The 24,943-nt window shown below is 37.8% G+C and carries 24 protein-coding genes and 1 other annotated feature; of the genes, 5 read left to right on the top strand and 19 right to left on the bottom strand.

Annotation, left to right across the window (positions count from 1 at the left end; all coding sequences use genetic code 11):
• Positions 1-5: 5 nt before the first annotated feature.
• Both IGJ14_RS02970 and IGJ14_RS02965 read right to left on the bottom strand, forming a co-directional pair.
• On the bottom strand, positions 6-641 hold the full coding sequence (locus tag IGJ14_RS02970) for an amino acid ABC transporter ATP-binding protein (protein WP_010736165.1): 636 nt from the start codon (positions 639-641) through the stop codon (positions 6-8).
• 20 nt (positions 642-661) lie between these two features.
• The gene (locus tag IGJ14_RS02965; RefSeq protein ID WP_010736166.1) at positions 662-1,303 is read right to left on the bottom strand and encodes an amino acid ABC transporter permease; all 642 of its coding nucleotides are present in this window, start codon (positions 1,301-1,303) and stop codon (positions 662-664) included.
• 91 nt (positions 1,304-1,394) lie between these two features.
• Positions 1,395-1,625: a binding site (T-box leader), on the bottom strand.
• A 93-nt stretch (positions 1,626-1,718) separates the two neighbouring features.
• Here IGJ14_RS02965 and IGJ14_RS02960 point away from each other — a divergent pair.
• On the top strand, positions 1,719-2,204 hold the full coding sequence (locus IGJ14_RS02960) for a YbaK/EbsC family protein (protein WP_195274198.1): 486 nt from the start codon (positions 1,719-1,721) through the stop codon (positions 2,202-2,204).
• 1 nt (position 2,205) lies between these two features.
• Here IGJ14_RS02960 and IGJ14_RS02955 read toward each other — a convergent pair whose 3' ends face one another.
• From IGJ14_RS02955 to IGJ14_RS02945, 3 genes are all read right to left on the bottom strand, one after another.
• The gene (locus tag IGJ14_RS02955; RefSeq protein WP_195274200.1) at positions 2,206-4,281 is read right to left on the bottom strand and encodes a DNA topoisomerase III; all 2,076 of its coding nucleotides are present in this window, start codon (positions 4,279-4,281) and stop codon (positions 2,206-2,208) included.
• Entirely contained in the window at positions 4,214-4,591 is a 378-nt protein-coding gene (locus tag IGJ14_RS02950; RefSeq protein WP_066025124.1) for a DUF1033 family protein, read from the bottom strand. Before IGJ14_RS02950 ends, IGJ14_RS02955 begins: the two co-directional genes overlap by 68 nt.
• A gap of 124 nt (positions 4,592-4,715) precedes the next feature.
• On the bottom strand, positions 4,716-5,282 hold the full coding sequence (locus tag IGJ14_RS02945) for a TetR/AcrR family transcriptional regulator (RefSeq protein WP_010736170.1): 567 nt from the start codon (positions 5,280-5,282) through the stop codon (positions 4,716-4,718).
• Positions 5,283-5,428: 146 nt separating this feature from the next.
• Here IGJ14_RS02945 and IGJ14_RS02940 point away from each other — a divergent pair, with 146 nt between their 5' ends.
• Positions 5,429-6,691 carry a multidrug efflux MFS transporter gene (locus IGJ14_RS02940; RefSeq protein WP_195274202.1) on the top strand — a complete coding sequence of 421 codons (1,263 nt, stop codon included), beginning with the start codon at positions 5,429-5,431 and terminating at the stop codon, positions 6,689-6,691.
• Between the two features lie 51 nt (positions 6,692-6,742).
• Here the strand turns inward: IGJ14_RS02940 and mnmA are convergent, their stop codons facing one another.
• From mnmA to IGJ14_RS02920, 4 genes are all read right to left on the bottom strand, one after another.
• Positions 6,743-7,864: a tRNA 2-thiouridine(34) synthase MnmA gene (gene mnmA / locus IGJ14_RS02935; protein WP_195274204.1), complete on the bottom strand. Its 1,122-nt coding sequence runs from the start codon at positions 7,862-7,864 to the stop codon at positions 6,743-6,745.
• A 199-nt stretch (positions 7,865-8,063) separates the two neighbouring features.
• Positions 8,064-8,687, bottom strand: a complete 624-nt coding sequence (locus tag IGJ14_RS02930) for a hypothetical protein (protein ID WP_195274206.1) — start codon at positions 8,685-8,687, stop codon at positions 8,064-8,066.
• A 945-nt stretch (positions 8,688-9,632) separates the two neighbouring features.
• Complete coding sequence (locus tag IGJ14_RS02925) at positions 9,633-9,899, bottom strand: hypothetical protein (protein ID WP_108143881.1); 267 nt, start codon at positions 9,897-9,899, stop codon at positions 9,633-9,635.
• A gap of 337 nt (positions 9,900-10,236) precedes the next feature.
• Positions 10,237-10,503 (bottom strand): hypothetical protein, encoded by a 267-nt coding sequence (locus IGJ14_RS02920; protein ID WP_019724199.1) that lies wholly within the window; start codon positions 10,501-10,503, stop codon positions 10,237-10,239.
• Positions 10,504-11,151: 648 nt separating this feature from the next.
• Here IGJ14_RS02920 and IGJ14_RS02915 point away from each other — a divergent pair.
• Entirely contained in the window at positions 11,152-13,074 is a 1,923-nt protein-coding gene (locus IGJ14_RS02915) for a hypothetical protein (RefSeq protein ID WP_430608261.1), read from the top strand.
• 150 nt (positions 13,075-13,224) lie between these two features.
• Here the strand turns inward: IGJ14_RS02915 and IGJ14_RS02910 are convergent, their stop codons facing one another.
• Positions 13,225-13,821, bottom strand: a complete 597-nt coding sequence (locus IGJ14_RS02910) for a metallophosphoesterase (protein WP_019724421.1) — start codon at positions 13,819-13,821, stop codon at positions 13,225-13,227.
• Positions 13,822-13,913: 92 nt separating this feature from the next.
• A complete protein-coding gene (locus IGJ14_RS02905; protein ID WP_267472068.1) occupies positions 13,914-15,185 on the bottom strand; it encodes an MFS transporter in 1,272 nt (423 codons plus the stop codon).
• 91 nt (positions 15,186-15,276) lie between these two features.
• Between IGJ14_RS02905 and IGJ14_RS02900 the strand changes: the two genes are divergently transcribed.
• A complete protein-coding gene (locus IGJ14_RS02900; RefSeq protein ID WP_065096113.1) occupies positions 15,277-16,056 on the top strand; it encodes a hypothetical protein in 780 nt (259 codons plus the stop codon).
• Between the two features lie 142 nt (positions 16,057-16,198).
• Here the strand turns inward: IGJ14_RS02900 and IGJ14_RS02895 are convergent, their stop codons facing one another.
• The 4 genes from IGJ14_RS02895 to IGJ14_RS02880 form a co-directional block, all read right to left on the bottom strand.
• Positions 16,199-16,546 carry a DUF1831 domain-containing protein gene (locus IGJ14_RS02895; RefSeq protein ID WP_010736189.1) on the bottom strand — a complete coding sequence of 116 codons (348 nt, stop codon included), beginning with the start codon at positions 16,544-16,546 and terminating at the stop codon, positions 16,199-16,201.
• Between the two features lie 75 nt (positions 16,547-16,621).
• Positions 16,622-17,752 (bottom strand): cysteine desulfurase family protein, encoded by a 1,131-nt coding sequence (locus tag IGJ14_RS02890; protein WP_104776630.1) that lies wholly within the window; start codon positions 17,750-17,752, stop codon positions 16,622-16,624.
• A gap of 165 nt (positions 17,753-17,917) precedes the next feature.
• Positions 17,918-18,898, bottom strand: a complete 981-nt coding sequence (locus IGJ14_RS02885) for a ribose-phosphate diphosphokinase (RefSeq protein WP_019723536.1) — start codon at positions 18,896-18,898, stop codon at positions 17,918-17,920.
• A 77-nt stretch (positions 18,899-18,975) separates the two neighbouring features.
• A complete protein-coding gene (locus IGJ14_RS02880; protein WP_065096112.1) occupies positions 18,976-19,830 on the bottom strand; it encodes a dihydrolipoamide dehydrogenase in 855 nt (284 codons plus the stop codon).
• A gap of 236 nt (positions 19,831-20,066) precedes the next feature.
• Between IGJ14_RS02880 and IGJ14_RS02875 the strand changes: the two genes are divergently transcribed.
• Positions 20,067-21,974, top strand: a complete 1,908-nt coding sequence (locus tag IGJ14_RS02875; RefSeq protein ID WP_195273810.1) for a M13 family metallopeptidase — start codon at positions 20,067-20,069, stop codon at positions 21,972-21,974.
• A 188-nt stretch (positions 21,975-22,162) separates the two neighbouring features.
• On the opposite strand, the gene IGJ14_RS02870 is transcribed toward IGJ14_RS02875, so the two are convergent.
• The 4 genes from IGJ14_RS02870 to IGJ14_RS02855 all read right to left on the bottom strand — a co-directional run bounded on the left by IGJ14_RS02870 (position 22,163) and on the right by IGJ14_RS02855 (position 24,934).
• Positions 22,163-22,249 (bottom strand): putative holin-like toxin, encoded by an 87-nt coding sequence (locus IGJ14_RS02870; protein ID WP_396349504.1) that lies wholly within the window; start codon positions 22,247-22,249, stop codon positions 22,163-22,165.
• A 301-nt stretch (positions 22,250-22,550) separates the two neighbouring features.
• Positions 22,551-22,913 carry a hypothetical protein gene (locus tag IGJ14_RS02865; RefSeq protein WP_195273811.1) on the bottom strand — a complete coding sequence of 121 codons (363 nt, stop codon included), beginning with the start codon at positions 22,911-22,913 and terminating at the stop codon, positions 22,551-22,553.
• 13 nt (positions 22,914-22,926) lie between these two features.
• Positions 22,927-23,664 (bottom strand): hypothetical protein, encoded by a 738-nt coding sequence (locus IGJ14_RS02860; RefSeq protein ID WP_195273812.1) that lies wholly within the window; start codon positions 23,662-23,664, stop codon positions 22,927-22,929.
• Between the two features lie 718 nt (positions 23,665-24,382).
• Positions 24,383-24,934, bottom strand: a complete 552-nt coding sequence (locus IGJ14_RS02855; RefSeq protein ID WP_195273813.1) for a cysteine hydrolase family protein — start codon at positions 24,932-24,934, stop codon at positions 24,383-24,385.
• Positions 24,935-24,943: the final 9 nt, after the last annotated feature.

The raw sequence follows: 24,943 nt of genomic DNA, 5'->3' as shown, positions 1-24,943 counted from the left end.
CTTTCCTACTTACTTGGCATAACTTTGATCAATTGATCCCCAACGTTTTCAGCAAAGACTAAATCGTGGGTCACGATGATTTGTGTCACGCCTTCTTCTTTTAATGAAAGAATCAACTTCTCTACTTGTTGGCGTAACTCTGGATCTAATGCACTCGTCGGTTCATCATAAGCTAACACTCGTGGGTTCATCGCTAACGCACGAGCAATGGCCACACGTTGTTTTTGTCCTCCAGATAATTGATAAGGATAATTTCCTAATAAATCACGAATCCCTAATGAGTCCGCTAATTCCTCCGCCTTTTTCGTGTATTCTTCTTTACTTTGTTTCAACACCATTTTAGGTGCCAAAGTAATATTGTCAAAAATACTCAAGTGTGGGAAAAGCTGGAAATCTTGAAACACGACGCCTACCACTTGTTCTTCTGTTTTCAATTCAAAAGGGTCAAATTTCGTGCCATCCAGGTAAAACTCACCACTGTCAGCTTTTTCTAAACCGGCTAAAATCCGTAACATCGTTGTTTTACCGCCTCCTGACGGTCCGCCGATCGCTAATGTTTGTCCTTCCGGTATTACTAAATCAAAATCTTTGATCACTTGTTTGTCACCAAATGATTTACTAATCTTTTTTAATTCAATCATCGCTGTTCCCTCCTCGTTTCTTAGCGGTAATAATTTAATTTTTCTTCAATTTGCTTCAACACGATCGTCAGCACTCCTGTTAGTGCGAGATAGATCAGTGCCACGCCAAGCAATGGAAGTAAACTTGCATCTCTCTCCATCGCGATCTTACCCGCTCGCATCACATCACCTAAACCTAAGATGTAGATCAACGAAGAATCTTTCACTAGATTGATGACTTCATTGCCGACAGAAGGTAACACGATTTTTGTTACTTGCGGAATAATGATTCTTGTCACTGTTTGGAAAGGACTCAACTGTAAGACTTGAGCTGCTTCATACTGCCCTTTAGGGATCGACTGGATACCACCACGGAAAATCTCAGCAAAATAGGCAGCATAATTTAAAACGAATGCGATTAAAGCAGCTTCGAAACGATCAAACACGATCCCGATCGTTGGCAAGCCGTAAAACACGAAGATCAATTGTAATAATAGCGGTGTTCCTCGCATGATCCAGACATACGTTTGTAGGAAATAACGGATCGGTTTAAAATGTAACGACAACCCTAAGGCTAAAATAATTCCTAATGGCAAAGAACCAATCAAGGTAAAGGCAAATAATTTCAAGGTTGTCAGCGCCCCTACTAACAACTGTGGCATCACTTCTAATAAATCATTCATTTTCTTTTCCTCCTCTTTTCTTTAAAGGGGTACATTGTTAGCTGTCCCTTCCAACCACATGAAAAACAAAAAAAGTCCTTTGATCCGAAGATCAAAGGACGCAAAATACGTGGTTCCACCTTTTTTTATTAGTTTCTCGCAAAACTAACCTTATCTGGTCGTCTAACAACGACCGCAGCTATAACGGGCTTCCCGGATTTTCTTACTGGCTGTTCAGAAAATCGACTCCAAGATGTGTTTCACAATCAGTTATTGCCTCTTCTCACCAACCAGAGACTCTCTTCAAACACTTAATTGCTACTCTTCTTTTCGATGTCTTTTATTTAACTTAATGAGTAATTTACCTGATTCATTTTTATTTGTCAATCTTTTTTGTGCTAAAATAAATAAAAAAATGAATGGAGGGTTGTTTTTTATGTGTCATGCCACGAAACAAGAGGCCTATGAATTACTTGATCTTTTGGCGATCAATTACCAAGAAGTAAGCCATCCAGCCATTACTTCTGTCAAAAATCTAACTTTTACTTTGCCAGGTCCACAAGTCAAAAATCTTTTGGTCAAATCAAAGAAAGGCAAACAAATTTATTTTGTCGTCTTACCTGATGAAAAACAAGCCGACTTGAAGTTATTGGCAGAACAGTTGAATGAAAAACGTTTATCGTTTGTGTCAGAAGACCAAGTCAAACAGTTGTTACATGTTCCGCCAGGTACCGTCAATCCATTTGCCTTAGTCAACGATTTAGAAAACGAGATCCAAGTCGTCATTGATTCCTCGATCGATCGCAAAGATACCGTGGGCTTTCATCCAAACAGCAACACCAGTACCATCATTTTTCCCTTTGCAGATTTTGAGCGACTACTCGCTCATGTGGATCATCTGCCAAGGTATGAAGTCTTGTAACTTAATTATTCTTCATCGCAGCTTTTAAGGCTGCTGCTAATGGGCTTTCTTCCGGTTCTTCTGCTTGAGAATATTTCTTCATCAAGCGACGTTCTTCATGTTTTGTCATTTTTTTCTTCTGCTCTTTTTTCCCTAGCATCTTCTCTGTCGTCCCGTCAAATTTACAACGGAAGTAAGCGCCATTTTTGCCTTCAATGATCTCCATTTTGCGGTGACATTGTGGACAACGATGGTTAGAGACTTTCGGATCTTTCCGACGACGATAGCTACAATCTTGATTCGTACACACATAGATTTTGCCATCTTTTGTGTTCTTCTCACGAAGATTCGAGCCACAATCCGGACATTTCTTTTGGGTAATCGAAAAATCTTGGTATTCTTGCTTACTTGTTTTGATTTCTTGGACAAGTCGCTTCGTTTCTTTTTCGATGGATTGTAAAAAGACGTTGGCTTGTTTTTTTCCAAGCGCGATCGCTTCTAGATCTCTTTCCCAACTTTCAGTCAAATCTGGTGTCACAAGTGATGGATTGACCAGTTCTAACAACTGCTTGCCCTTCGGTGAGACTTGTAAGCCTTGCGGTGTGCGTTCCATCAATTCGGATTTGATCAACTTTTCAATGATCTCCGCACGAGTCGCGGGCGTGCCTAAACTGTGTTTTTCCATTAAGCCTAACAGACTTGCTTCCGTCAAAGGTTTCGGCGGTGCTGACAATTCTTTTTTGATCGTAAAATCAGGTTGGATACGCATGTCTTTTTTCCAGTCAAACGAATCCACATGACTTTCAGCAGAGGTTTTCCAACCAGCTTCCAACACCCGGTTTTGGCGGAAAACAAATTGTTCGTTCCCAAATACGACAGTGATTTTCGTTTGACTGATTTTATGTGGTTCTGCAAATAAGCCTAAGAATCGTGTCACGATCATTTGGTAGATTTTTTGTTCTTCGTTACTTAATTTTTCATAGCGTGGACGATTTTCCGTCGGTAACAAAGCATGGTGATCTGTTACTTTACTATCTTGGAAGACACTCGTTTGACGAACCACTGCCCCATTCTTCAAATAAGTTTTCACTTCTGGTGCAAAATCGCTGATGGCTTGAAGTCTTTCTTTCATGGTATTTTTCATATCATTCGTCAAATATTTACTATCTGTTCGTGGATAGGTGACGATCTTGTGCGTTTCGTATAAACTTTGAACAAGTCCTAACGTTTTCTTTGCAGAATAGCCATAACGTTGGTTGGCTTCTCGTTGGATCTCCGTGAGATCATAAGGCAGAGGAGCTTTTTCTGTCTTTGTTTTTTCTTCAATGTTGACTACTGTTCCCTTACTCTGACTAAGGGTTTTAACAAACGCTTGGGCTTCTTCATGGGATTTCAAAGCAAACTGGTTTTTTTGGACCATTTTTGCTTGTTCATTGCCGACTGTCAATGAAATCGTAAAATACGTTTGTGGTCGGAACGATTCGATTTTCTTTTCCTGATTACGCACTAAAGCTAAGGTTGGGGTTTGTACCCGACCCGCTGATAAATTGTCTTGATATTTTACTGTCAGTGCACGTGTCACATTCAATCCGACCAACCAATCTGCTTTTGCCCTAGCCAAAGCAGACTCATACAGCGCATCATAGCTTTTAGCTGGTTTCAATTGGCTGAAACCTGTCTTGATTGCTTTGTCCGTTTGAGAGGAGATCCACAAACGTTTCACCGGCTTATTGAAGTGAACGTATTCCAAGATCCAACGTGCAACGAGTTCTCCTTCACGTCCGGCATCTGTGGCGATCACTGCTTCTGAGACATCTTTACGACTAGCCAATTGCTTGATGGCTTTCAATTGATGACCAGTTTTTGGTAAGGGTTTGATCCCTAGTTTTTTAGGGATCATCGGCAAGGTTTCCATCTGCCAGCTTTGCCATTCCTTATTTAGGTCTTCTGGCATCTTTAGACCTAATAAATGACCAAGGGCCCAAGTCACGATCACCTTGGGTCCTTCGTAATAGTTTTTGTGTTTTTGATTAGCACCAAGCACCTTGCTTAGGTCTTTCGCAACGCTTGGCTTTTCCGCTAGAATTAGTTGTTTCATAAAAATCCTTTCTGCTTTCCAAAGTAATCGGTTGATAATCTTTCAGCAAAGCAAGTCCTTTGTATTGCTGCAAATCATCATCGCATTCTTCACACCAGCGCTCATCGCCATCATTCCAAAAAGCGCTAAGAAAATTATTTTTGGCATGGATATACTCATAGTTGTCTTTAATGGCCAGCCATTTTTCTTCATAGTTTTGTTGTGCTTCTTCAAAAGAGGTGAAAGTTTCCTCCATTTGAATATCTTCTTGCCAATCTTCAAAGAACCACCAAGGCTCATTATCACCGAACATTGTAATTACTTGATACATACATGCGCTCCTTTTCTCAGGTCATCTTAAAAACATATTAGTCACTTTCCAAGAAAGTTGCAAGAAATTTTGCTTAAAAGGGGCTTTTTATGAATGTTCAGAAAATTAATTTAAATGATGCCTTTTATTTTATTGGTAAAGTTGCAATAAAGTCGTCGATCATCCAGACATAACTTTCTTCTGGAGAAACATTCGGTTCATTGGTAAAGTACCCTAAAAAACGTAACGAAAGGTACCCATGGATCATACTTCGCAGTTCTCGACTTCGATGGACCTTTTCTTCTTTCGACAAAGAAAAAGCGTCAAATATTTGTAAAATGATTTGGTTCGTTTCGTGTATTCCCTCTAATAGAATTTCTTCATTTGTATGCGGTACACTGATCAGCAGTTCATAGACTGCCTGATTTTGAAACGCAAATGACTGATAGGTTTGCGCGTACGCTTGGATCGCTTCTCCTTTACTTTTCCCAACTAACACTCGACGTAATTGATCATTCAACTCCGTCAAAAGTTTCGCAGTCAATGCCGTTTTCACTTCTCGAATATTCTTAAAGTGGTTATAAAGCGACGGTGATTTGATATTCAATGCCTTAGCTAAATGTTGGAAAGTGATTTGCTGTACAGCCATCTCTTCTGCCAATTCTCGAAAGCAGTCGATGATTTTCTCTTGTGACAGCGTTCGTTTTTTCATTTGATTTCCCCTCTTATGGAATAAACTCAATCCCTTTCAGTTTACCATGAAAGACGAAGAGAAAAAAGACTTGTTGTTGATAAACTACACATTGTAGTTTATAATAAATAATTGTAGATGAAAATTTTCAGAAAGAAGGCTTTATTGTGGTTTCAAAAGTAAAGGATGCTGTATTCAGAAAAAGAGAACCTTGGGAGAAAAATCTAGTGGTTTTGTGGTTTGGTACATTTATGGCAGGGATTGGGTTTAGTCTAGTGATGCCTTTTATGTCACTTTACATAGATACGTTAGGAAATTACAGTACAGCACAATTGAATTTCTGGAGTGGCTTGACCTTCTCCTCTACATTCCTTGTTACTACCTTGATTTCTCCATGGTGGGGCCGTCTTGCCGATCAAAAAGGCCGAAAGTTGATGTTGTTACGCGCTTCTCTAGGGATGGCGGTAGTGATTTCCTTGATGGGACTAGTAACCAGCGTGTATCAATTAGTCGCATTACGTCTGTTGCAAGGGATTTTTTCCGGCTATATCAGTAACGCTACAGCTTTAGTCGCCACTGGCACCCCGAGAGAAAAAAGCGGCCAAGTACTTGGCACTTTGGCGACTGGCTCTGTGACCGGAACATTGCTCGGTCCTTTACTCGGTGGACTTTCTGCTTCTGCTTTTGGGTATCGCCCTACCTTCTTTATTACTGGGACAATTTTGTTCTTCGTTTTCTTACTTAGTTTATTTTTTGTCCATGAACAATTTGTTCCCGTAGAAAAAAGCGAGTTGGTTTCTGCTAAACAAATTTTCCGTGACCTGAAATACCCACATGTCGTCATCGGTATGTTCATTACGACAATGATCATCCAAGCATCAAACAATTCGATCAGTCCAATCATTAGTTTATATATCCGTCAATTGTTACATGGACACGGCAACGTCACGTTAATCAGCGGGATCATTGCTTCTATTCCCGGCATAGCCACCCTGATAGCCGCTCCTCGTTTCGGTCGCTTAGGCGATAAGATTGGAAGTGAACGAATCTTAGCCATCGGATTAGGCTTTGCCTTGATCGTCTATATCCCCATGGCTTTCGTAACGAATGTATGGCAACTTGCAGGACTACGATTTTTGATCGGGATTTCCGACGCTTGCCTCCTTCCAGCGGTGCAAGCATTGATTACTAAATACTCTCCCGCACAAGCTGCCGGAAGAATCTTTAGTTACAATCAATCCTTCCAAGCAACCGGGAATGTCGTTGGCCCATTGATTGGTTCAAGCGTTTCAAGTATCTTCGGTTATCGTGGTGTCTTTTTATCCACTTCCTTACTTGTACTTGCAAACTTTGTGCTTGTTCGCCATAATACGAAGGAGATTCATAAACAGGAAGAAACAAGCAATGGTCATGCTTTCGTCAATAAATAGCAAAAAAGCCACAGGATTCGTAAAAAAATCCTGTGGCTTTTTTAGATTATCTTAGACGTATTGCAAAACTTTCGCTTCTTGATACGCATGATCGATCAATCCGCCCCCTAGACATTCCATTCCGTCATAAAAAACAACGGCTTGTCCTGGTGTGATTGCGCGTACGGGTTCGTCGAAGATGACTTCTGCCCGATTATTTTCTAATAAGCGCACGGTTACCGGCACATCTTGTTGACGGTAACGGAATTTCGCTGTACATTTGAATTCTTTTGGCATTGGTTCATTCGTTGTAAAATGGATTTCGCTTGCATCTAAACTTGTTGCATACAATGCAGGATGATGGAACCCTTGTCCAACATATAACGTGTTCGTCGCAAGATCTTTTCCAACCACGAACCAAGGTTCTTGTGAATCGCCACCGCCGCCGATGCCTAAGCCTTGGCGTTGTCCGATCGTGTAGTACATCAAACCAGCATGTTCACCTTTGACTTCACCGTCAAGGGTCACCATATTGCCTTTTTTAGCTGGTAAATAGTTACTTAAAAATTGTTTGAAATTCTTTTCGCCGATAAAACAGATACCTGTTGAATCTTTTTTCTTCGCCGTTGCTAGCCCGGCACGTTCTGCGATCGCACGTACTTCTGATTTTTCCATACCGCCTAACGGAAACATCGTTTTTGCTAACTGTTCTTGTGACAATTGGCTAAGGAAATACGTTTGGTCTTTGTTATTATCGACCCCACGCAACATATGTGACACGCCATTTTCATCACGTGTGACTTGCGCATAATGGCCAGTAGCAACATATTCCGCTCCTAAGTCCAGTGCATAGTCTAAGAATGCTTTAAATTTGATTTCCTTATTACACATTACATCTGGGTTTGGGGTACGTCCCGCACGATATTCTGCTAAGAAATATTCAAACACACGGTCCCAATATTCCTTTTCAAAATTGACCGAGTAATAAGGAATCCCGATTTGGGCAGCGACTTTCGCTACATCCTTATAATCTTCTGTCGCCGTACAGACGCCATTTTCATCGGTATCATCCCAGTTTTTCATAAAGATCCCGATTACGTCATAGCCTTGTTCCTTTAACAAAAGTGCTGTTACAGATGAGTCAACACCGCCACTCATCCCAACGACAACGCGTGTTTTGCTGTTGTCTGTCATGGTATCACCATCATTTCAATTAGATTCTGAAACATCTACGAGTTGAAGGTCGCAACTTTTCAGTATTTTACATTATACGTCATCTTTCTGAAAATTTCACCCCTAAATATTCAATTTAAAAAAGCGACGTTTTTTAGTTGGCCCATTCTGTACTTTTCAGATACCAAAACTTTGCTATAAGAGGCGTTTTATTCATGATTTAGTTTCTTACTACATTCACCAAAAACAAAAGTAACAGCACAACATTGAAATATGTAGAAAACAAATAGTTGATAAACAATAAGTAAAATTTTCGCCGGCTAGTTTCAAGCTTTGTTGCGGCGTATAATCCAATCAAGCCAGTGATCACCATCAACATCAGTAAAGGAATCAAATAATAACTTTCGAATGAATGACTTTGAAAAATAATCAAATAATGAGCATAAATAAATGCGAGTGTAGAAATAGACATCGGGATGATCAATCCCATGATAAAGAATGCTTTCTTTTTCTCTAACTCATGAAGCGCGCCCACAATCAATACGTACGCCACAGGGAACAATAAATACTCCACCTTACCAAAGCTGACAAAACCTAATAAAGTTCCTAGTACAATACCGTACATCAAAACAAGATGAATGCCAATGAGCACTCTTTTTAAGAATGCTGAGGGGATTCTAGTTGAGTAAAACAAACTGATTCCACTGATGATCCACCAAGAATATTGGACTGTTGCAAATAACCAATAAAATTTGAAAACAAAAACTAAACTTCCTAATAGAAAACAAAGCGCCAATAGATAGAACGAAATATATTTATTCGGCATACTTTTTTTTACAAACATTCCACTCACTCCTTTTAAAAAATACTTATCTAGTAGAAAACCACCAGCCAAAGATACAGAACCAGTTAACCAAAATGATCAATACTTTTACCCAACCGAATTTTATTCCTGTTGAAAAAAATAAACTAATCCCACTCAAGAACCAGCAAATAGTGGAAATCATCAATTTAATCTCGCAAGTATATGGTGAATAAGGTAAAAAATAAAAACTCGCAAAAAAACTGACAAGCACATAAATAGTAGGCAAAAAAACTTAAATCTTTTAGGTTCAGTCGAAATCATTCATCTCACTTCTTTTTTCAACGATTAACGATCATAGCTTACTAGAAATAAACTCAATCACACGCATCAAACTCATAGCGGTCGCAAATCCATAATTTACGACTAAGAGAAATCCTTTCTGATAGTTAATCATCGTAAGACAGTTCGTAAAATAAATCCCCATAAGTCCGGGAATTACCATGTACAGGATAAATGCAAAACTTGAAAGTGGCTCTTCTCGATATAGAAAGCTCCCTATCATAAATAAGATAGACAACAGCATCGACAGACCCAATCCTATTTTATGGAATTTCATGGTGATCTCCTATTCATCTTTTATTCATTGTGGCGTTATGGTGCTTTTTTCTATGTAAAGTTACTGTTCATTTCATCAGTAATAGACACTTAGCCAAAAGAAAACAACCAACCGTAGATACAACTAAAGTTAAAAAAAACGACTAAGTTTTTTAAGACTTTACTTTCAATGAACGTTGAAAAAAATAAACTTATACTGCTAAGTAGCCAACAAATCGATGTCAATATTACTCACCATTCAATACGATAGCGACCTCCTTGAACCATACTGAACGTAATCACACTGATCGATAAGAGTAAAATAATCAATGAACAATATCTTTTGTATGTACTTTTCATTTCAATCTCCCTTTCAAGTAATATTTAACTCTATTTTTTGTTCAAAGTTAAAACAATTAATTGAATGAATTGTCCAATAATAATAAATGTAGCAAAAAAATAATTCAGAGAAACAATCATCCATTTGTATCGTCCAAGATTGGCTTTCATCGAATAATAAAACCCAGCTAATCCAGGAAATGTCATAATGAAAAATAATAAGACACTCTGAGGACTATCTCCATAAACGATTCCTCCAACAAAACAACAAATCGAAAAAAACATCGCAATTAATAATCTGAATTGATTATTCGTCATCTTATTCTCCTTTTAATTTTATGAATATCTGTAGTTTCAAAAATCATATATAAACCACCAACCATAAATACAGAAAATGTTGATGCTAATGACAATACGCTTCAGAAATTTATTACTGATCGCCCGACAAAAAAATAAACTAAATCCGCTTAGTATCCAACAACCGTAGACAATAATCCTTTGATATACAAGTGGATATAGTCTATAGGATAAAAAATAATGTCTAGCAAGTAGACATGAAAGTATCAATAATACAAACGACAAAATCCAATATTTTTTATTTTGAATCATTTTTTTCTCCTTCTTTCAATATCTTTCTTGATACGCCTGTTCCTTTTTATTTATAAAAAAATTGTAAGAAAACATAGACCAAATCCCATATGGTGAGCGTAGTCGCAAATAAATAATTCACGACTAACAGAGACCATTTCAAGTACCTTCTCATAGTGATTTTTGTGGTAAAATGGATTCCCGCAAGTCCTGGGATAATGATCACAAACACCAAGATGAAGCCGATATATCCTCCGTAATCTATGATTGCTCCCAATAAACATAAAATCGATAAAATCATAGAAACAATTAACCTGATTTTATAACCGTTCATCTAATCTTCCTTTCTTTTCACACCTTTTAGATAGTACCATTCATTGATTCAGCTGATTTTTATTCGTTGCGCTCTTACACCCTATAGAACCCTTGTTAAAAACTGGATTAACTACCTGATATGAAGATGCGTGGCGAATAAATAATTTACGATAAACAAAAAGATTTCAGATACCTAGCCATAGTGATTTTAGTTGTAAAATAGATTTCAAAAAATCCTGGAATAATTGTTAAAAAACTAACAACAATCCAATTAGTCCACGTCCATCAATCAGCGAACCAATAATACACAGAATAGATAAGGACATTGACATACACAAGCCGATTTTGTCCCATTCATAAGCTACTCCTTTCTTCGCTTCATTTAAAATAATCGAAGCTATTTTTGGATTAATAAAAAATTATACACCTAACAATCAAAAACCAATAAATAGTTATTTAAAATAAAAGTTAAAATAACTTTAAAATAAATCGATTAACTTGCAGATAAATAATAAAAAATCCTTCACACAAACTTTTAATGATAAACATAATTAGATAAAAGTTTTTCCATAAATCCATATAAAAAAACATATAAAATTAAAAAAATAGGTGTTTTTATAAATGTTTGTATGTTATTATTTTATCATAAAATTAAGGAGGAAATATCATGAAGCTCAAACTTTTTTTCACAACTTTTTTATTAATCGTTTCACTTCAATTCTCAAATATGCAGGTACATGCCGAAGCGGACTCTTATCAGTCTTTAGAGGATTATTATGAATTTTTCAAAAATGAATACGCTTCCTTCGAGCAGACATTTGAGGAATTTTCAGCTGGTTACTACAACCAGACACCTTATTTAGATGAGGATCACTTAAAAGAATATGCACATTCCGTCAATGACACGTATTTAACCGAGGAAGCAGAACGGTTAGCGAAAATCCCGCCACTATGGTCCTTCAATATTGGAAATTCTCTAGATAATATTACTTTTGAAAAGAAGCCGGAATATGGTACTTATGACTTATTGAATACGGTCCAGCCTGGAGATCTCATTTTTGAGGTAAATCGAGCGGATATTTTAGATCTCGGAGTGATTGTGCTTCATCATATAATGATTGTCGATGATATTGTTGAAGAAACTCATATAATCAATGGAAAAGAAGAAACCTTTACCTATATTCGAACAATTGAAGCAACAAAAGGAAACTTTGGTGCCAAAAGTGATGGCGTTGTCTACGGTGTATTAGATGACGAGCGTTTTGATTATACCAATGCCTCCATCCTAAGAGTTCCTGAGGCAACAGTGTTACAAAAACAAGCTGCTATTTTATTTATGAAAAGTCAATTAGGAAAAAGTTATTCTTTATCATTGTCGCTCGGACATCGGGATCGTACTTTTAGCAGACAAAGTTGGTACTGTTCCATGCTCGTATGGGCTGCTTACATGAACGCTACACCTGATGGCAACATTGATGACCTGACGCCTGGAGATGACCCAAATTTCCAAGGGATTGATCTTGAGTCTAAAGATGATCCGATCGAGGCGCCATCGATTACACCTAACGATATCTGGCGCTCCGATAAACTGGAAAAAATTAGTCCTTCGTTTCCTGAATACAATGATTATACAAAGAATATCACTTGGGCGGGGGGAGGTTCCCCCATGGAAGGTGAAGACTTTATTTTCAGTAGAAACTCTAACCTCTATTACCTTGAAAACGACTATCATTTCTTAGCCATCGATCAAAACAACCAACGTCCCTACACCAACAAATCCCTTACTCTCGGTCGTAACGCCAGTGGAAATGTTGTTGCACAATTAGATTTATTCACCAATTTCGCTTTGACTGATGAAGCGAAGCAAAAATACGCAGATAAAAATATCCCTGTTGTACCTAATGGTATTGAACTTGCGGATATCCCAAATTACGTGATGAATTGGATCAATCGCTATACTCAGTGTAGCTTTGATATTGTTTACTCAAAAGATATCACGACGGATAGTAATCACCTACGCTATAATCCAACTTATTCAAAAATCGATCAAAAAGCACATCCTTCATATGGCTATTTAGTTAGTCAAGTAGTACATACTCCTCCAGCATTTACTCAAAGAAAATTTGATTACACGGAGAATTTAAGTGTCTATGAAAATTATGATCTAGCCTATCCGAATCCATTGAATTATGATGTATCCTACACGAAGAACCGTCCGACTTGGTATTATTTCTTTAATAATTTCCATGCATTGATCAAGCTAGAAAATGGCACCTATCGCTCCGCTACTTATCTACGATTCCATGGCTCTTTCACTACGCCTGCTTCTCAGAGAAATGGGTATGGACTGAATCATGACTTTACAATGACCGATGAAGCCAAAACGATTTACCAAAACTATTACTATCATATCGGTGTCAACCAATCTGTGGATTACGCGATCGACTGGTTGAATCAATATACAAAAGAAGAGGTCCTTATCGTCTACTCAACAAATATCACGAATGATCTTAAACGTTTGAATGATGGGACTGCTTCCGTGGGTAAAGGGCTGAATGATCAAGGAAAATGGGTGAACTGTATTATATAGAAAAAGTAACTTTTCTTTAGCTAACTCATCTACCGACAATAAAAAGCATTCAAGTACTCCCCTTACGAGTAGTATTTGAATGCTTTTTCAACTATCTATCGACTGACCGCTTTTACTACGATCTCGTACTTGCGGTTACATTTTCTTCAACTATTCCAGTTCTTCTTGTTTTTTCTGATAGATTTCTTCAATATTATTTTCAGATAAAGGAGTGCCAAAAGGTAATGATTTTGCCATCAGTTCTCGCTCTGGTGCGTCTACTCCTACATTGACGTCGTTGCCGATGGGTACGCTGTAGTGATGGATATGCCCATGAAGATTGCGTATTTTATCATTGCCTCCGAGCAACAATGGATAATGGGTCAGATAGTATTGCTGATGATTGAATTTTATGATGACACCTACATTATAAAAGTGAAACTTTTGCTTTCCTTCATTTTTCCACGGATCATGTTGTTCCAAATAGTTGAAAAAGGCCCGACTGTCATGATTCCCTTTGATAAAGTGGATTGTGCCATTCAGTTCTTTGACTAAGGAAAGAATTTCTGCGCTACCTTTTTCATACTTAGGGTGCATCGCGAGGTCTCCTAGATGATAAACATGGTCGGATTCCTTTACGACTGCATTCCAACTAGTGATTAATTGATGGTGCATATGGGCAATATTTTTAAATGGTCTCGGCGAAAAATCACTATTACCGAGCAACCGTTCATGGAAAAAATGCATATCGCTGATAAAATAATTCATCTAAGCTCACTCTCCTTTATAAATATCGTATGTGAAAACAAAAAAATAGGCAATCAATGCCTATCTTTAAAAAAGAAATTTATTGCTTTGTCTTAGCTATGTTTACTTTGTAATTCTAAATCGTAGTTTCTGGCTGAAGGAACCAGGTAAAGTGCAATTGCGCAAAGTAATGTACCGACACCAGCAATCACAAACAATTTCTCCACGCCAAGAGCATCTGCTAGTGGCCCGGCAAAGATCAAACCGATTGGACCAGGGAGAGACATCAGTGAATTGAACACGCCCAATACTCTTCCTAAAATACTTGGCTCAAAACTTTGTTGGATCATCGCCATGACTAATGTATTGTAGTAAGGCGTAGCCAAGCCGGAAATGGCATTCAACAGAACAAAGTAAATAAATCCTTGTGAGGTTGCTGGTAATAATCCACTCGCTGCGACCGATAAACCTAAGACGATATAGGAGATGATCACTAGCTTCATTCGATTCTTAAAATGACCAGAAAAACCGATGATTGCACCGCCTATTAACATCCCAACAGCGTAAATGACTTCGATCAACCCTGCTTGTCCGACTGTGCCATTAAAATAGCCCATGGTCATCAGTGGATATAAGCTTGCAGCGGGCATGAACAACAGCATGAAAACTGCCCCATTGAGCATGATATGCCACAACCCTCGCTTCTCATATAGTTTCTTTACTCCAAATTTAGTATCAGCTAACAAATGAACCGCTTCTCCTTGGATGTCCATCTTGGGAATTACCACAAGAATCAACAATCCTACACCAAGAATGGCACCTAATACATCCAAAAGAATCAAAGCATTCATCGGTACCGCAGCAAATAAAAAAGCACCTAATCCAGGAGCAACGATATAATTCGCTGATTGCACCATCCCCAATCGACCATTGATCCTTGTTAATTCTTCTTCTGGAACCATTGTCGGTAAAATCGATTGGATCGTCGGCATTTGAAAGGTCTGTGCGACCGAACGAATAAATAAAGAGACAAACACTAACCACAGCGGAAAGGTCGACATCACTGTTCCTACAATGGATAAAATAAGTGCAAAGATCGCAACAATGATATCCGTATAAATCAATAATTTTTTCTTATCCCAACGATCGATCAGCGGCCCAACAAACGGACTTAATAGAACCATCGGCAGCATTCCTAATAATGTGGCAAAACTTAAAATAGTCGCAGAACCTGTTTCTTGCGTCAAATACCAAATAATAGCATATTGAACGACCATACTTGTGATTCCTGATAAAAATTGTCCCATCAAAAATAAATTAATATTCTTTTTCCAGTATTTCTGCATAACGCCTCCTAATTTTGTATTCTTTCTGTATTTTACCATTCATTTGTCTTATATTTTTTTATAATTATGATTATTTTATTATTGCTTGAAAAACATGGTACACTGTAGAAAAAAACGGGAGGATACACCTATGACCAAGGTTAGCTTTCACACAACGATCACTGCTTCTGAAACACAGATCCAATTAGAGGAAGAACAAATCCAACTCTCTATTTGTTCAAAGCCAGTAAAAGAAATAGAAAATTCTTTTTATCTTTATTACTTAGACAAAAAGTGTCTGGCAATTGGTACAAAGATCCGCCCAAAATCCTTTGACCAAGTCATCACTATCCATTTACCATGGGATCTTGAAGCAGATTATTTTATGTATCTAATGAATAATCAAGCCGCCGAAGCTGGTCTAACATTAGAAAAAGACAAAGATTTCAAAGAAAAAATCCCAGTTGAAGCAACCAAAAAATTAGCCCCAACTGTCGAAAAGGTAACGACTGTGTTGACGACTTTCGGCTATGGCTTCGCTCCGCTTCCTGAGACGAAAAAGAGACCTGCCAAAGCGCGTCATCGGTGGACGAAACAAATCAGCGAGATTCCTTTTACTGTGGAATTTCGTGGTAGCAAGGCAACACTTTACTGGATCAGTCGCAATGAGATGTTGATCAAAGCTGGCGCTACGTTATTACTTGATGCCCCTTTGAATAAAGATGGTTCGGTTAGTTATGCCGCGAAATATGGAGATAAGATGCGGGCTGACTACCAAGAGCAGATCAAAGATGGGAAAGTTGTGGAGGATATCATCGTCAAAAGTGTGAATGAAGCTAGCCTATTACTGTATTATGGCGGAACAAATAGTTGGCTAGAACTAAAAGATGCCCAAGGAAAAACATTAGATGAATGGTCAAAAGTTGAATGATCATTGACCGATAAATAAAAAAGTACCCAAGCGCTAGGAAGGACAGTTACGCATGCTCGCCGTCACATGAAGACGATACATGCACTTGTTTTTCTAGTGTTTGGGTACTTTTTTGTTTTTCTTTATTGTGTCACATGAGTGCTTAGCCTTCTACTTTTTCAAATAGTCCACGACTGATCATGCTATCCATCAAGAAATAAAACTTATCTTGACTCATTTTTTGCTTTGGATCTTTAAAAATATCGACTGCACGCAAGCCATTGGCTGTCGTGATCGACATCTTCATTGTCTTGATGTCTTTCGCAACCGTGATTTTTAATTTAAAACCTTCTTTGCTTTGTGGTGTTGCATCAAGCGGACGAATCAATTGATAGTTCCCGCCGTTTGTTTCTGTAAAGCCATTGTCGCGTAATGTGTATCTTTTTGCATCTGGATGTAAACGGTAGCTAACTGGAGAACCGAGTACGGACGCTGTTTGTTCAAATGCCATCTTTTTCACCTCAGTAAGTTTAGTTTCCTCTTTATTATAAAAGTTTCTAACTCGTTTTACTAGGTTTTTTAGCGCTTAGATTGCTTTGACTAAACCATCAGCAAATCGTTGGACTTCTTCTTCTGTATTCCCATAGCCAAAACTGATGCGGATGGATTCTTTCAAGAATGGTGTTCCTTTTCCATACATGGCTTCTAGTACATGAGAAGGTTCGATATTTCCAGCAGTACATGCCGAACCGATCGAGATCGCAAAGCCTTGTAGATCCAATTTCATCAACAATAGATCGTTGACGATCCCTGGAATACGTAAATTCAGTACATGAGGTAATTTATTCGTCAAATCTCCATTGATTGCATATTCAATCTCATTTTCTGTCAATTTATCTAAAATCAGTTGTTGGAAGCCCAAGTATTTTTTATTACGTGCTTCTCTTTCTTCCAGCGTTAATATTTCTACCGCTTTCGCTAATCCACAGATCCCCGCTAAGTTTTCTGTACCGGCACGGCGTTTTTCTTCTTGTTCTCCCCCTAAAAGCAAAGGTGGGATATTTACGCCATCTCTTTTATATAAAAAACCGATTCCTTTCGGTCCATTGATTTTATGACCAGATATGCTCAAAAGATCGATTCCTAACTCTTGAGGATGAATCGTTTGATTACCATAAGCTTGAACAGCATCCGTATGGAAATAGGCTGGATGTTCTCGTAAAATTTCACCGATTTCTTTGATTGGTAATAAATTACCGATTTCATTATTTCCGTACATGATCGATACTAGAATCGTGTCTTCTCTTAAAGCCGAACGGAAATCAGCGATCGAGATATTTCCTTTTTGGTCAACTGGTAGATATGTAACCTCAAAACCCTTTTTTTCAAGATACTTCATCGTATTTAAGACTGCTGGATGTTCAATAACTGTAGTGATTAGATGTTTCCCTTCATTTTGACGTGAGAATGCTGTTTCAAGAATCGCAGTATTATCACCTTCCGTTCCGCCACTGTTAAAAATAATCTCATGCGGGCGGGCGTGCAAACTATCTGCCACGATTTGTCTAGCATTTTCTAATTTTTCATGAGCCATCCGACCAAATCCATGAATGCTCGAAGGATTGCCAAATGTCCCTTCCATGATATCCATCATTTCTTTGATTACCAACGGATGCATCGGCGTCGTCGCTGCATGATCTAAATAAATATTGCCCAATGTATTCATCCCTTTCAAATAGAACTAGGCACATTCTAGCATAGAAATAGCCAGTTACCAAAAATAAACTTAGACAAAAGGAGGATTTTTTAGTAGATATGTCCAAGTTCTTAGCAAAAAACACCATAAAATGACCTAAATTCCGTCATTTATGGTGTTTCATTTTTATCTAAAGCTCTTCTCTTCCAAACGGAACAGTGGGCTCATTGGCGTGTTTTCATGGATACGTTTGACGGCTTCACCCATCAAGTTTGAACAAGTGACGATCGTCAAGTTTTCAGGGTGACGGTCTTCTGGTGTATACACAGAATCAGTGATACAGATATCTTTGATTGGTGCTTCGTCCAAGATCTCTTTTGCAGGCTCTGACAACAAGCCATGGGAAGCACAAACATAGATATCTTTGGCGCCATTTTCTTTCAAGACTTTGGCTGCTCGAGCGAATGTCAATCCAGTATTTAAAATATCATCAACCAGTATACACGTTTTTCCTTGAACATTCCCGATCACGTAACTTGCTGCTGTCCCTTCGACTTCTTCGTCCGCATGATCAACGATCGCTAACGTACTATTCAAATACTCTGATAAGCTACGCGCGCGTTGGACACCACTGTTCTTTGGTGAAACAACGACAATGTCATCGCCGACCAGACCAAGTTCACGGTAATAATGCGCAAATAATGGCATTGTAAATAAGTTATCTACTGGAATATCAAAGAATCCTTGTACTTGCACCGTATGCAGATCTAAGGTCAATACACGAGTTGCTCCTGCTTCTTCAAGCATGTTCGCAATCAATTTTGCTGTAATTGGTTCATGGGGCTTCGCTGTACGGTCTTGTCTCGCATAACCATAATAAGGCAACACCACATTGATCGTTTTGGCACTTGCACGTTTCATCGCATCGATCATGATCAATAATTCCATGTAGTAATCATTGACTGGTGCATTCGTCGATTGAACGATGTAGACATGGTCGCCACGGATACTTTCTTCAATGTTGATTGAAATTTCTCCATCACTAAATTGTTTGACTACACTTTTCCCTAACTCTGTTCCAAATACTTTGGCGATTTTTTCTGCTAACGGTCGATTCCCATTCAAACTAAAGATTTTCAACGTGTCGTCCTGATACTTTTTACTCATGACATCCTCCCAAACTTCTCTATTCTTCGATAGTTTAACATATTTCGTTCCGTATTTCTGGTATTTTCTGAAAATAATCAAGGAAGTGAGACTGTTCCATTTCCCCAACTTGCAGGAATCACTTTATTTGTGTTTCCCCAATTATCATGGACTTTATAATAACGCTCACCAGAAGCTGATTCATAGTAAGCATAAGCAGTGACCCAATGATTGCCGTAGGTACTGCCTAGCAATCTTAAAATACCGATCATCACAGGTTTTCCTTCGCGAATCCGCTTTGTTGCTCGTTGCCAAGAACCGACTACTGTACTTCTGGCATAAATCGGTTGTTGTTGTGTTCTAAAAAAGGCTGAGATCCCTGTACTTACTTGGATAGGTACGGTAGGCAAGCCTAAAGGTTGGATCGTTTTACGCAGTTTTTGGATCAATTCTTTCGCATCGCGGGAATCTTTTTGACGAATAGCTGAAGGAATCAGATTCGGCATACGATAATCTTGATAGTAGGCAAGTAACACTGCTGCCGCATAAGTGCCACAAAGATAACCAGACGTTGTTCGCCACTTTTTATAATTCAAGAAACGTTGCTCTGGCAAGCCTACCCAACAATCAACTAAATAAGTCGTTGGCGCTTGTTGCGCCCACTTTGCCAGAAGTTTATCGATCAGCTCATCGTCAATTCCTTCTGCATTTATACTGGCTTCTTGCCACATAGTGGATGTTGCAATGCTTGTTGAATAGGCGTTTACCGCTGTCATAAATTCGACTGGTTTTCCATGAGGATCAACGATCAAATAACTCTCATTTTCAAAAATCACTGCTAAATAGTATTCGTTTTCCTGTTTCCTTTTGAGCAGACGAAACTCACTGATTCGCTCTGTTTTGCCATCGAGCGTGATTTCTTGCCATTTCCCACTTACTTTACTCAGAATCAATCACCTCCACCTACATTATAAGGGATAGTCCTAAAAAAATAAATCAGAGTGACTAATGGTCGATTGCGCGTTTTGAACATTTTTCCTGATTCGTATGTAAAATGATTTTAGATCTTGTTTGCAAAAGAAACCGATTACAAAACTTGTCGCTTTGAAATAGATTTTACATTCCATTTGTTTATTCTGCTTTTTTGTTAGATAATGGGCACACGGAACTAAAAAGGAGCGATGATTCAATGAACCAAGAACGTTTGAAACAAGATTTTTTTGAAGCAGTAAATGAAGAATGGTTAAAAACAGCAACAATTCCTGCCGATAAGCCAGCAACTGGTGGGTTTCAGGATTTAGTTGATGGCATTGATCAACTAATGATGCGAGATACAGATGAGATGTTAGCTGATCCAACAAAAGTTACATCTGATAAAATGCGTCACTTCCTTGCTTATTATCAACTAGCAAATGATTATGAATATAGAGATCAATTAGGTGCGACACCTTTAAAACCTATCCTCGAAAGGATCGAGCAACTCACTTCCTTTGACGAATTAAATCAGCAATTTCCCGAATGGACATTGGACAGTTTACCGTTACCTGTTGTCTTAGATGTGGATGCAGATATGAAAAATGCGCAGGTCAATGCCTTTTTCGCTTCACCACCCTCTTTATTTTTACCAGATAAAACTTATTATGAAGCAGAACATCCAAATGGTGCTCAATTATTGTCCGTCTTTTTTGATATGATGGTCCAACTTTTAGAAATGACAGGAAAAGAAAGAAGTCAGGCAGAAGCAATCGTCGAACAAGCGATCCAATTCGATAAATTGATTGCGCCTCATGTTAAAAGCGCGGAAGAAAATGCAGATTATAGCCAAATGTACAATCCACGTACCTTTACTGAATTTACGGCATATACCGATGCTCTTGACTTAACTACCTTGACCACTGGCTTGATCGGCACACGTCCAGACCAAGTGATTGTTACTGACCCTGTCTACTTTGAACATTTAGCTGAACTTTTGACGACACCACATTTCCGATTACTTAAAAGCTGGATGATCGTAAAAACGGTGCGTTCACTAAGCAGTTATCTATCTGAAGATTTCCGTCAAGTCAGCGGGATCTTCTCTCGGACTTTATCAGGAACCGATGAAGCAATGCCACAAAAGAAAGCAGCTTACTACCTTGCTTCAGGACAGTTTGATCATGTGTTGGGCGATTACTACGGGAACAAGTATTTTGGCGAAGCAGCGAAAAAAGATGTCGAAAAAATGGTCAAGAAAATGATCAATGTTTACCAAAAACGACTCGAAACGAATGAATGGTTAAGTGATGCGACACGAGAAAAAGCAATTGTGAAATTGAACAAATTAGGCATCCAAGTCGGTTACCCTGATAAAATCCCTGCCTTGTTCGATGCGTTCCAAACAGTTCCCGCAAATGAAGGTGGAACCTTGCTTTCAAATGCGTTGAACTTTAGTCATCTAACCCTAAAAGACCGTTTCAGTAAATGGAACAAGCCTGTTGATCGTGATGAATGGGAAATGAGCGCGGATACAGTCAATGCGTACTATCATCCATTCCGAAATGTGATCGTTTTCCCAGCTGCGATTTTACAAGCACCATTTTATAGTTTGGAACAATCTAGCTCGGCAAACTTCGGCGGAATCGGTGCAGTCATTGCCCATGAGATTTCCCATGCGTTTGACAACAACGGCGCGAAATTTGATGAATTCGGTAACTTGAATAACTGGTGGACAGAAGAAGACTTCGCTCATTTCCAAGAAAAAGCGCAAGCCATGATCGAACAGTTTGACGGTGTACCTTTTGCTGATGGCACAGTCAATGGAAAACTAACCGTTTCTGAAAATATTGCAGATGCTGGCGGATTAAGTTGCGCACTAGAAGCTGCAATGACAGAAGACGATTATTCAGCAGCCGATTTCTTCATGAATTGGGCGACAATCTGGCGTACAAAAGCGAAAAAAGAATACCAACAATTACTTTTACAAATCGATGTTCATGCACCTGCGAAACTTCGGGCGAATATCCAGCCACAAAACTTAGCAGAGTTTTATGAAACATTTGCGATCACTGAAGAAGATCCGATGTATCTAGCACCTGAAAAACGTGTGCATATTTGGTAAATAATTCCCTAACAAACTATGCGTATGGGGCAAAAAAATAAATTCATTTACAAATTCATTTTTGTTTCTGATTTAAATTCAAATAAACGGTGTTCCAAAAGCTAACCTTAGTTAAATAACAAGTCAAAAGAGTATAGAGCAGACACACCAAAATGTTTGCTTTATACTCTTATTTTTAAAGTTATATTTCATTGTATTAACGTCTTAAAGTTAATAATCAGCAAAACTAACGTCGCGAAAGTAATCATCAGTTGAATTGCTTCAAAACTTGACACTTGCCTACCCCCTTCTAGGGATAAAGCTATGAATCATAGGCATCACCCCTTTTTCAAGAGATTAGCCACCATCTTTTCACTTCTCCTATCAACCACAAACAGAAGTCTGAATCTGAAAATAATGGAAAATTACCGATTCTTCTTATTTGTTATATTCTTCCATTCATTATTAATAAATAAACACCAAAAAAAGGAGTGATACGTTAGTTCCCTTCCACCACCTAACGGCGGAAACAGAATTAACCTCTTCGGAAATAAGGCTGAACTCTTCTGTCACGACCCCTTTTTATCTAATCTTCTTTTAGTGTAGGGAAATCCCTTTTTTTGTTTTTATAATCAATCTAGCAAAAAAAATAATTAAAAGAACTCCTAAAATAATAAGATAAGGTATTAGTGTAAAGGTTATTTTTTCTAATCCTAAATAATCAAACAACTTTTTCAGTAAATAATCACTCAAAAAAATGGTAAAAAGAGATTTAAGCGTACCCCAGCCTTTATTAATTGGTATCAACCCAATCACAACACCAACAACAATCGCAACTCTAAAATAAATTTCATCGAGAGTAAATGAATGATTGCCTTTCCAAATAAATTCTAAGATTCCTTTTAAAATAAACAGTAAAAGAAATACACCTACGAAATATATGGAATCCAGCTTTTTCATCATTTCACCTTACTTACATTGTTTTATGTTGTGTTCCATAGTAAACAGTCTGTGAATCATTCCATAGTTCACGAACATATAATCCAATCCAACCATTTCCACTTGTATCCAATGCTCTAGCAATAGCATCTCCAGTACTTAACCCTTTTGCACCCATGTATCCAAGTGCCCATTCAGCAGCTTTTGCGGTAATTCCAAAAATACCTGCAAAAAAAGAAACTACTGCTCCAAACGAGACATCAGTAAGTAATGAAAATACAGCTGTCCCTACTGCAAGATTAGTATATCTCCAAGCTGTATAGTGATTTCTTGGACTGATACTGGATATATCATTAATATCACCGTTCTCATTCAGTGCAGCTAATGAAAAATGATGGGTCTGTGTATCGTATTCACCATTGTACCCTTTAATTGTTTTTTCAACAATAACTTCTGTAGCTGTTCTCGTAACAGCTACAATTTCTGAAGTTACAGGATTTGAAATTTCAGTAGCTAGTACATTTTGATTTTCATCAATTAACATAGTGATTTTAGTATTACCATCATAAGAAACATCAATACTAGAATTAAGGTCTTTGTTGGCAACCGTTTTATTAAATAATTTAGATTCTGGTAAACTAGCATTTGTATCAATTTTTGTTCCAATCTCATCAGCAAAAATATCATTACTTAATCCTAACATAGGTGAAGCAGAAGTCGCTGCTAACATAAGAGTCACAGTAGATAACACAACAAACTTTTTAGTATTCATTTAATTAGCCTCCAAATGTATATGTTTTTTATTTTGATACACAACCCAGAAAGCGCTTACTAAGTTAATTTAATTAAAACACAAAAATATTTACTTTTAATAATAATTTGTGTTTTTTAATCAAATATATATAACTTTATAATATAATTCATATTGTCATTTATCATCTGGAAATTTTCGATAATTATAATTATTTAATTTGCAATAATCACAGGAATATTTATAATTTCAACCTATTACCAAACTTGCAAGTACAGCTATGGGGCTAAATCACTTTTTTCATTTCTACTACTCTTTTAATAGTTGAAATGGCAATACTTACACTGAAAAGAAATGGAAAAGCACCAATAACTATACATTAATAATATTGAAACATCCAATAGTTCAGAGTTTACACTTTGAAATTTTCTCCAGATTTCCAAATCTTCTTTCAGTTGCTACATCACACTACTTCCTCTCCACTAAAATACAAAATATTGTTATTTTTAAAAATTTATCCTACCAACTTATTTGTCATCTTAAATTTTTATAAACGTCCCAAATGAATTGAAAATTTATCTTGGATTATACCTGTGTTTTATACATGATATGAAAAAATATACATCAATTGCTTATTCTAGTAACTAATCCTATAAAAACAACTTCATTATTGTGTTTTGCCGATAGAAATAGTGGATAAAATATTCGATCGAATATTTTATCCACTATTTCACTCTTTCTATCCCTTAATGATCTCCGCACCAAGGGCTGTTTGAAAATGTTTCAATGCCCAGTCATGTCCGATTGGATCAAAGCTGGTAACTGCATCTTCGTAAATAAATAATTGATAGCCTAGGTTATAGGCATCGACTGCTGTATGCAAGACACAGATATCTGTACAAACACCTGTCAAATAAATCTCTGTAATCCCACGTTCCCGTAAACGAATGTCAAGATCTGTTCCACTGAATGCAGAATAGTGACGTTTATCGATCCAATAAACATTGGCTTGTGTTTGATGTTCCGCATAAATCTCTTGCAATGAACCATACAGATCGCGGCCACTGGTTCCGACTACATTATGTGGTGGAAACAATTGGTTTTCCGGATGAAAAGCATCTTCGGGATCATGTGCATCGATCGCAAATACGACAAATTCTTTCTCATCAATAAACTTTTTTGTATACTTCGTTAAAGCTGGTTCAATTGCCTGACCGCTCTTTCCAGTCGTCAATTTCCCATCATCTGCCACAAAATCATAGGTGTAATCAATCGAAATCAATGCTTTCATTCGGTTCAC

The sequence above is a fragment of the Enterococcus sp. DIV1304_2 genome (genome assembly GCF_050555445.1).
GTDB lineage: Bacteria > Bacillota > Bacilli > Lactobacillales > Enterococcaceae > Enterococcus_B > Enterococcus_B pernyi.
The sequence above is the reverse complement of the archived record's forward strand: the minus strand, read 5'-3'. Positions and strand labels throughout refer to the sequence as shown.

Bases quoted from the DNA above. Each gene is read 5' to 3' on its own strand.
- IGJ14_RS02970 (WP_010736165.1), bottom strand. From the start codon at position 641: ATGATTGAATTAAAAAAGATTAGTAAATCATTTGGTGACAAACAAGTG.
- IGJ14_RS02865 (WP_195273811.1), bottom strand. From the start codon at position 22,913: ATGAAAAAGCTGGATTCCATATATTTCGTAGGTGTATTTCTTTTACTG.
- IGJ14_RS02905 (WP_267472068.1), bottom strand. From the start codon at position 15,185: ATGGTAAAATACAGAAAGAATACAAAATTAGGAGGCGTTATGCAGAAA.
- IGJ14_RS02900 (WP_065096113.1), top strand. From the start codon at position 15,277: ATGACCAAGGTTAGCTTTCACACAACGATCACTGCTTCTGAAACACAG.
- IGJ14_RS02915 (WP_430608261.1), top strand. From the start codon at position 11,152: ATGAAGCTCAAACTTTTTTTCACAACTTTTTTATTAATCGTTTCACTT.
- IGJ14_RS02930 (WP_195274206.1), bottom strand. From the start codon at position 8,687: ATGTTTGTAAAAAAAAGTATGCCGAATAAATATATTTCGTTCTATCTA.
- IGJ14_RS02885 (WP_019723536.1), bottom strand. From the start codon at position 18,898: ATGAGTAAAAAGTATCAGGACGACACGTTGAAAATCTTTAGTTTGAAT.
- IGJ14_RS02950 (WP_066025124.1), bottom strand. From the start codon at position 4,591: ATGTATCAAGTAATTACAATGTTCGGTGATAATGAGCCTTGGTGGTTC.
- IGJ14_RS02960 (WP_195274198.1), top strand. From the start codon at position 1,719: ATGTGTCATGCCACGAAACAAGAGGCCTATGAATTACTTGATCTTTTG.
- IGJ14_RS02920 (WP_019724199.1), bottom strand. From the start codon at position 10,503: ATGAACGGTTATAAAATCAGGTTAATTGTTTCTATGATTTTATCGATT.
- IGJ14_RS02925 (WP_108143881.1), bottom strand. From the start codon at position 9,899: ATGACGAATAATCAATTCAGATTATTAATTGCGATGTTTTTTTCGATT.
- IGJ14_RS02945 (WP_010736170.1), bottom strand. From the start codon at position 5,282: ATGAAAAAACGAACGCTGTCACAAGAGAAAATCATCGACTGCTTTCGA.
- mnmA (WP_195274204.1), bottom strand. From the start codon at position 7,864: ATGACAGACAACAGCAAAACACGCGTTGTCGTTGGGATGAGTGGCGGT.
- IGJ14_RS02855 (WP_195273813.1), bottom strand. From the start codon at position 24,934: ATGAAAGCATTGATTTCGATTGATTACACCTATGATTTTGTGGCAGAT.
- IGJ14_RS02895 (WP_010736189.1), bottom strand. From the start codon at position 16,546: ATGGCATTTGAACAAACAGCGTCCGTACTCGGTTCTCCAGTTAGCTAC.
- IGJ14_RS02965 (WP_010736166.1), bottom strand. From the start codon at position 1,303: ATGAATGATTTATTAGAAGTGATGCCACAGTTGTTAGTAGGGGCGCTG.
- IGJ14_RS02860 (WP_195273812.1), bottom strand. From the start codon at position 23,664: ATGAATACTAAAAAGTTTGTTGTGTTATCTACTGTGACTCTTATGTTA.
- IGJ14_RS02910 (WP_019724421.1), bottom strand. From the start codon at position 13,821: ATGAATTATTTTATCAGCGATATGCATTTTTTCCATGAACGGTTGCTC.
- IGJ14_RS02875 (WP_195273810.1), top strand. From the start codon at position 20,067: ATGAACCAAGAACGTTTGAAACAAGATTTTTTTGAAGCAGTAAATGAA.
- IGJ14_RS02955 (WP_195274200.1), bottom strand. From the start codon at position 4,281: ATGAAACAACTAATTCTAGCGGAAAAGCCAAGCGTTGCGAAAGACCTA.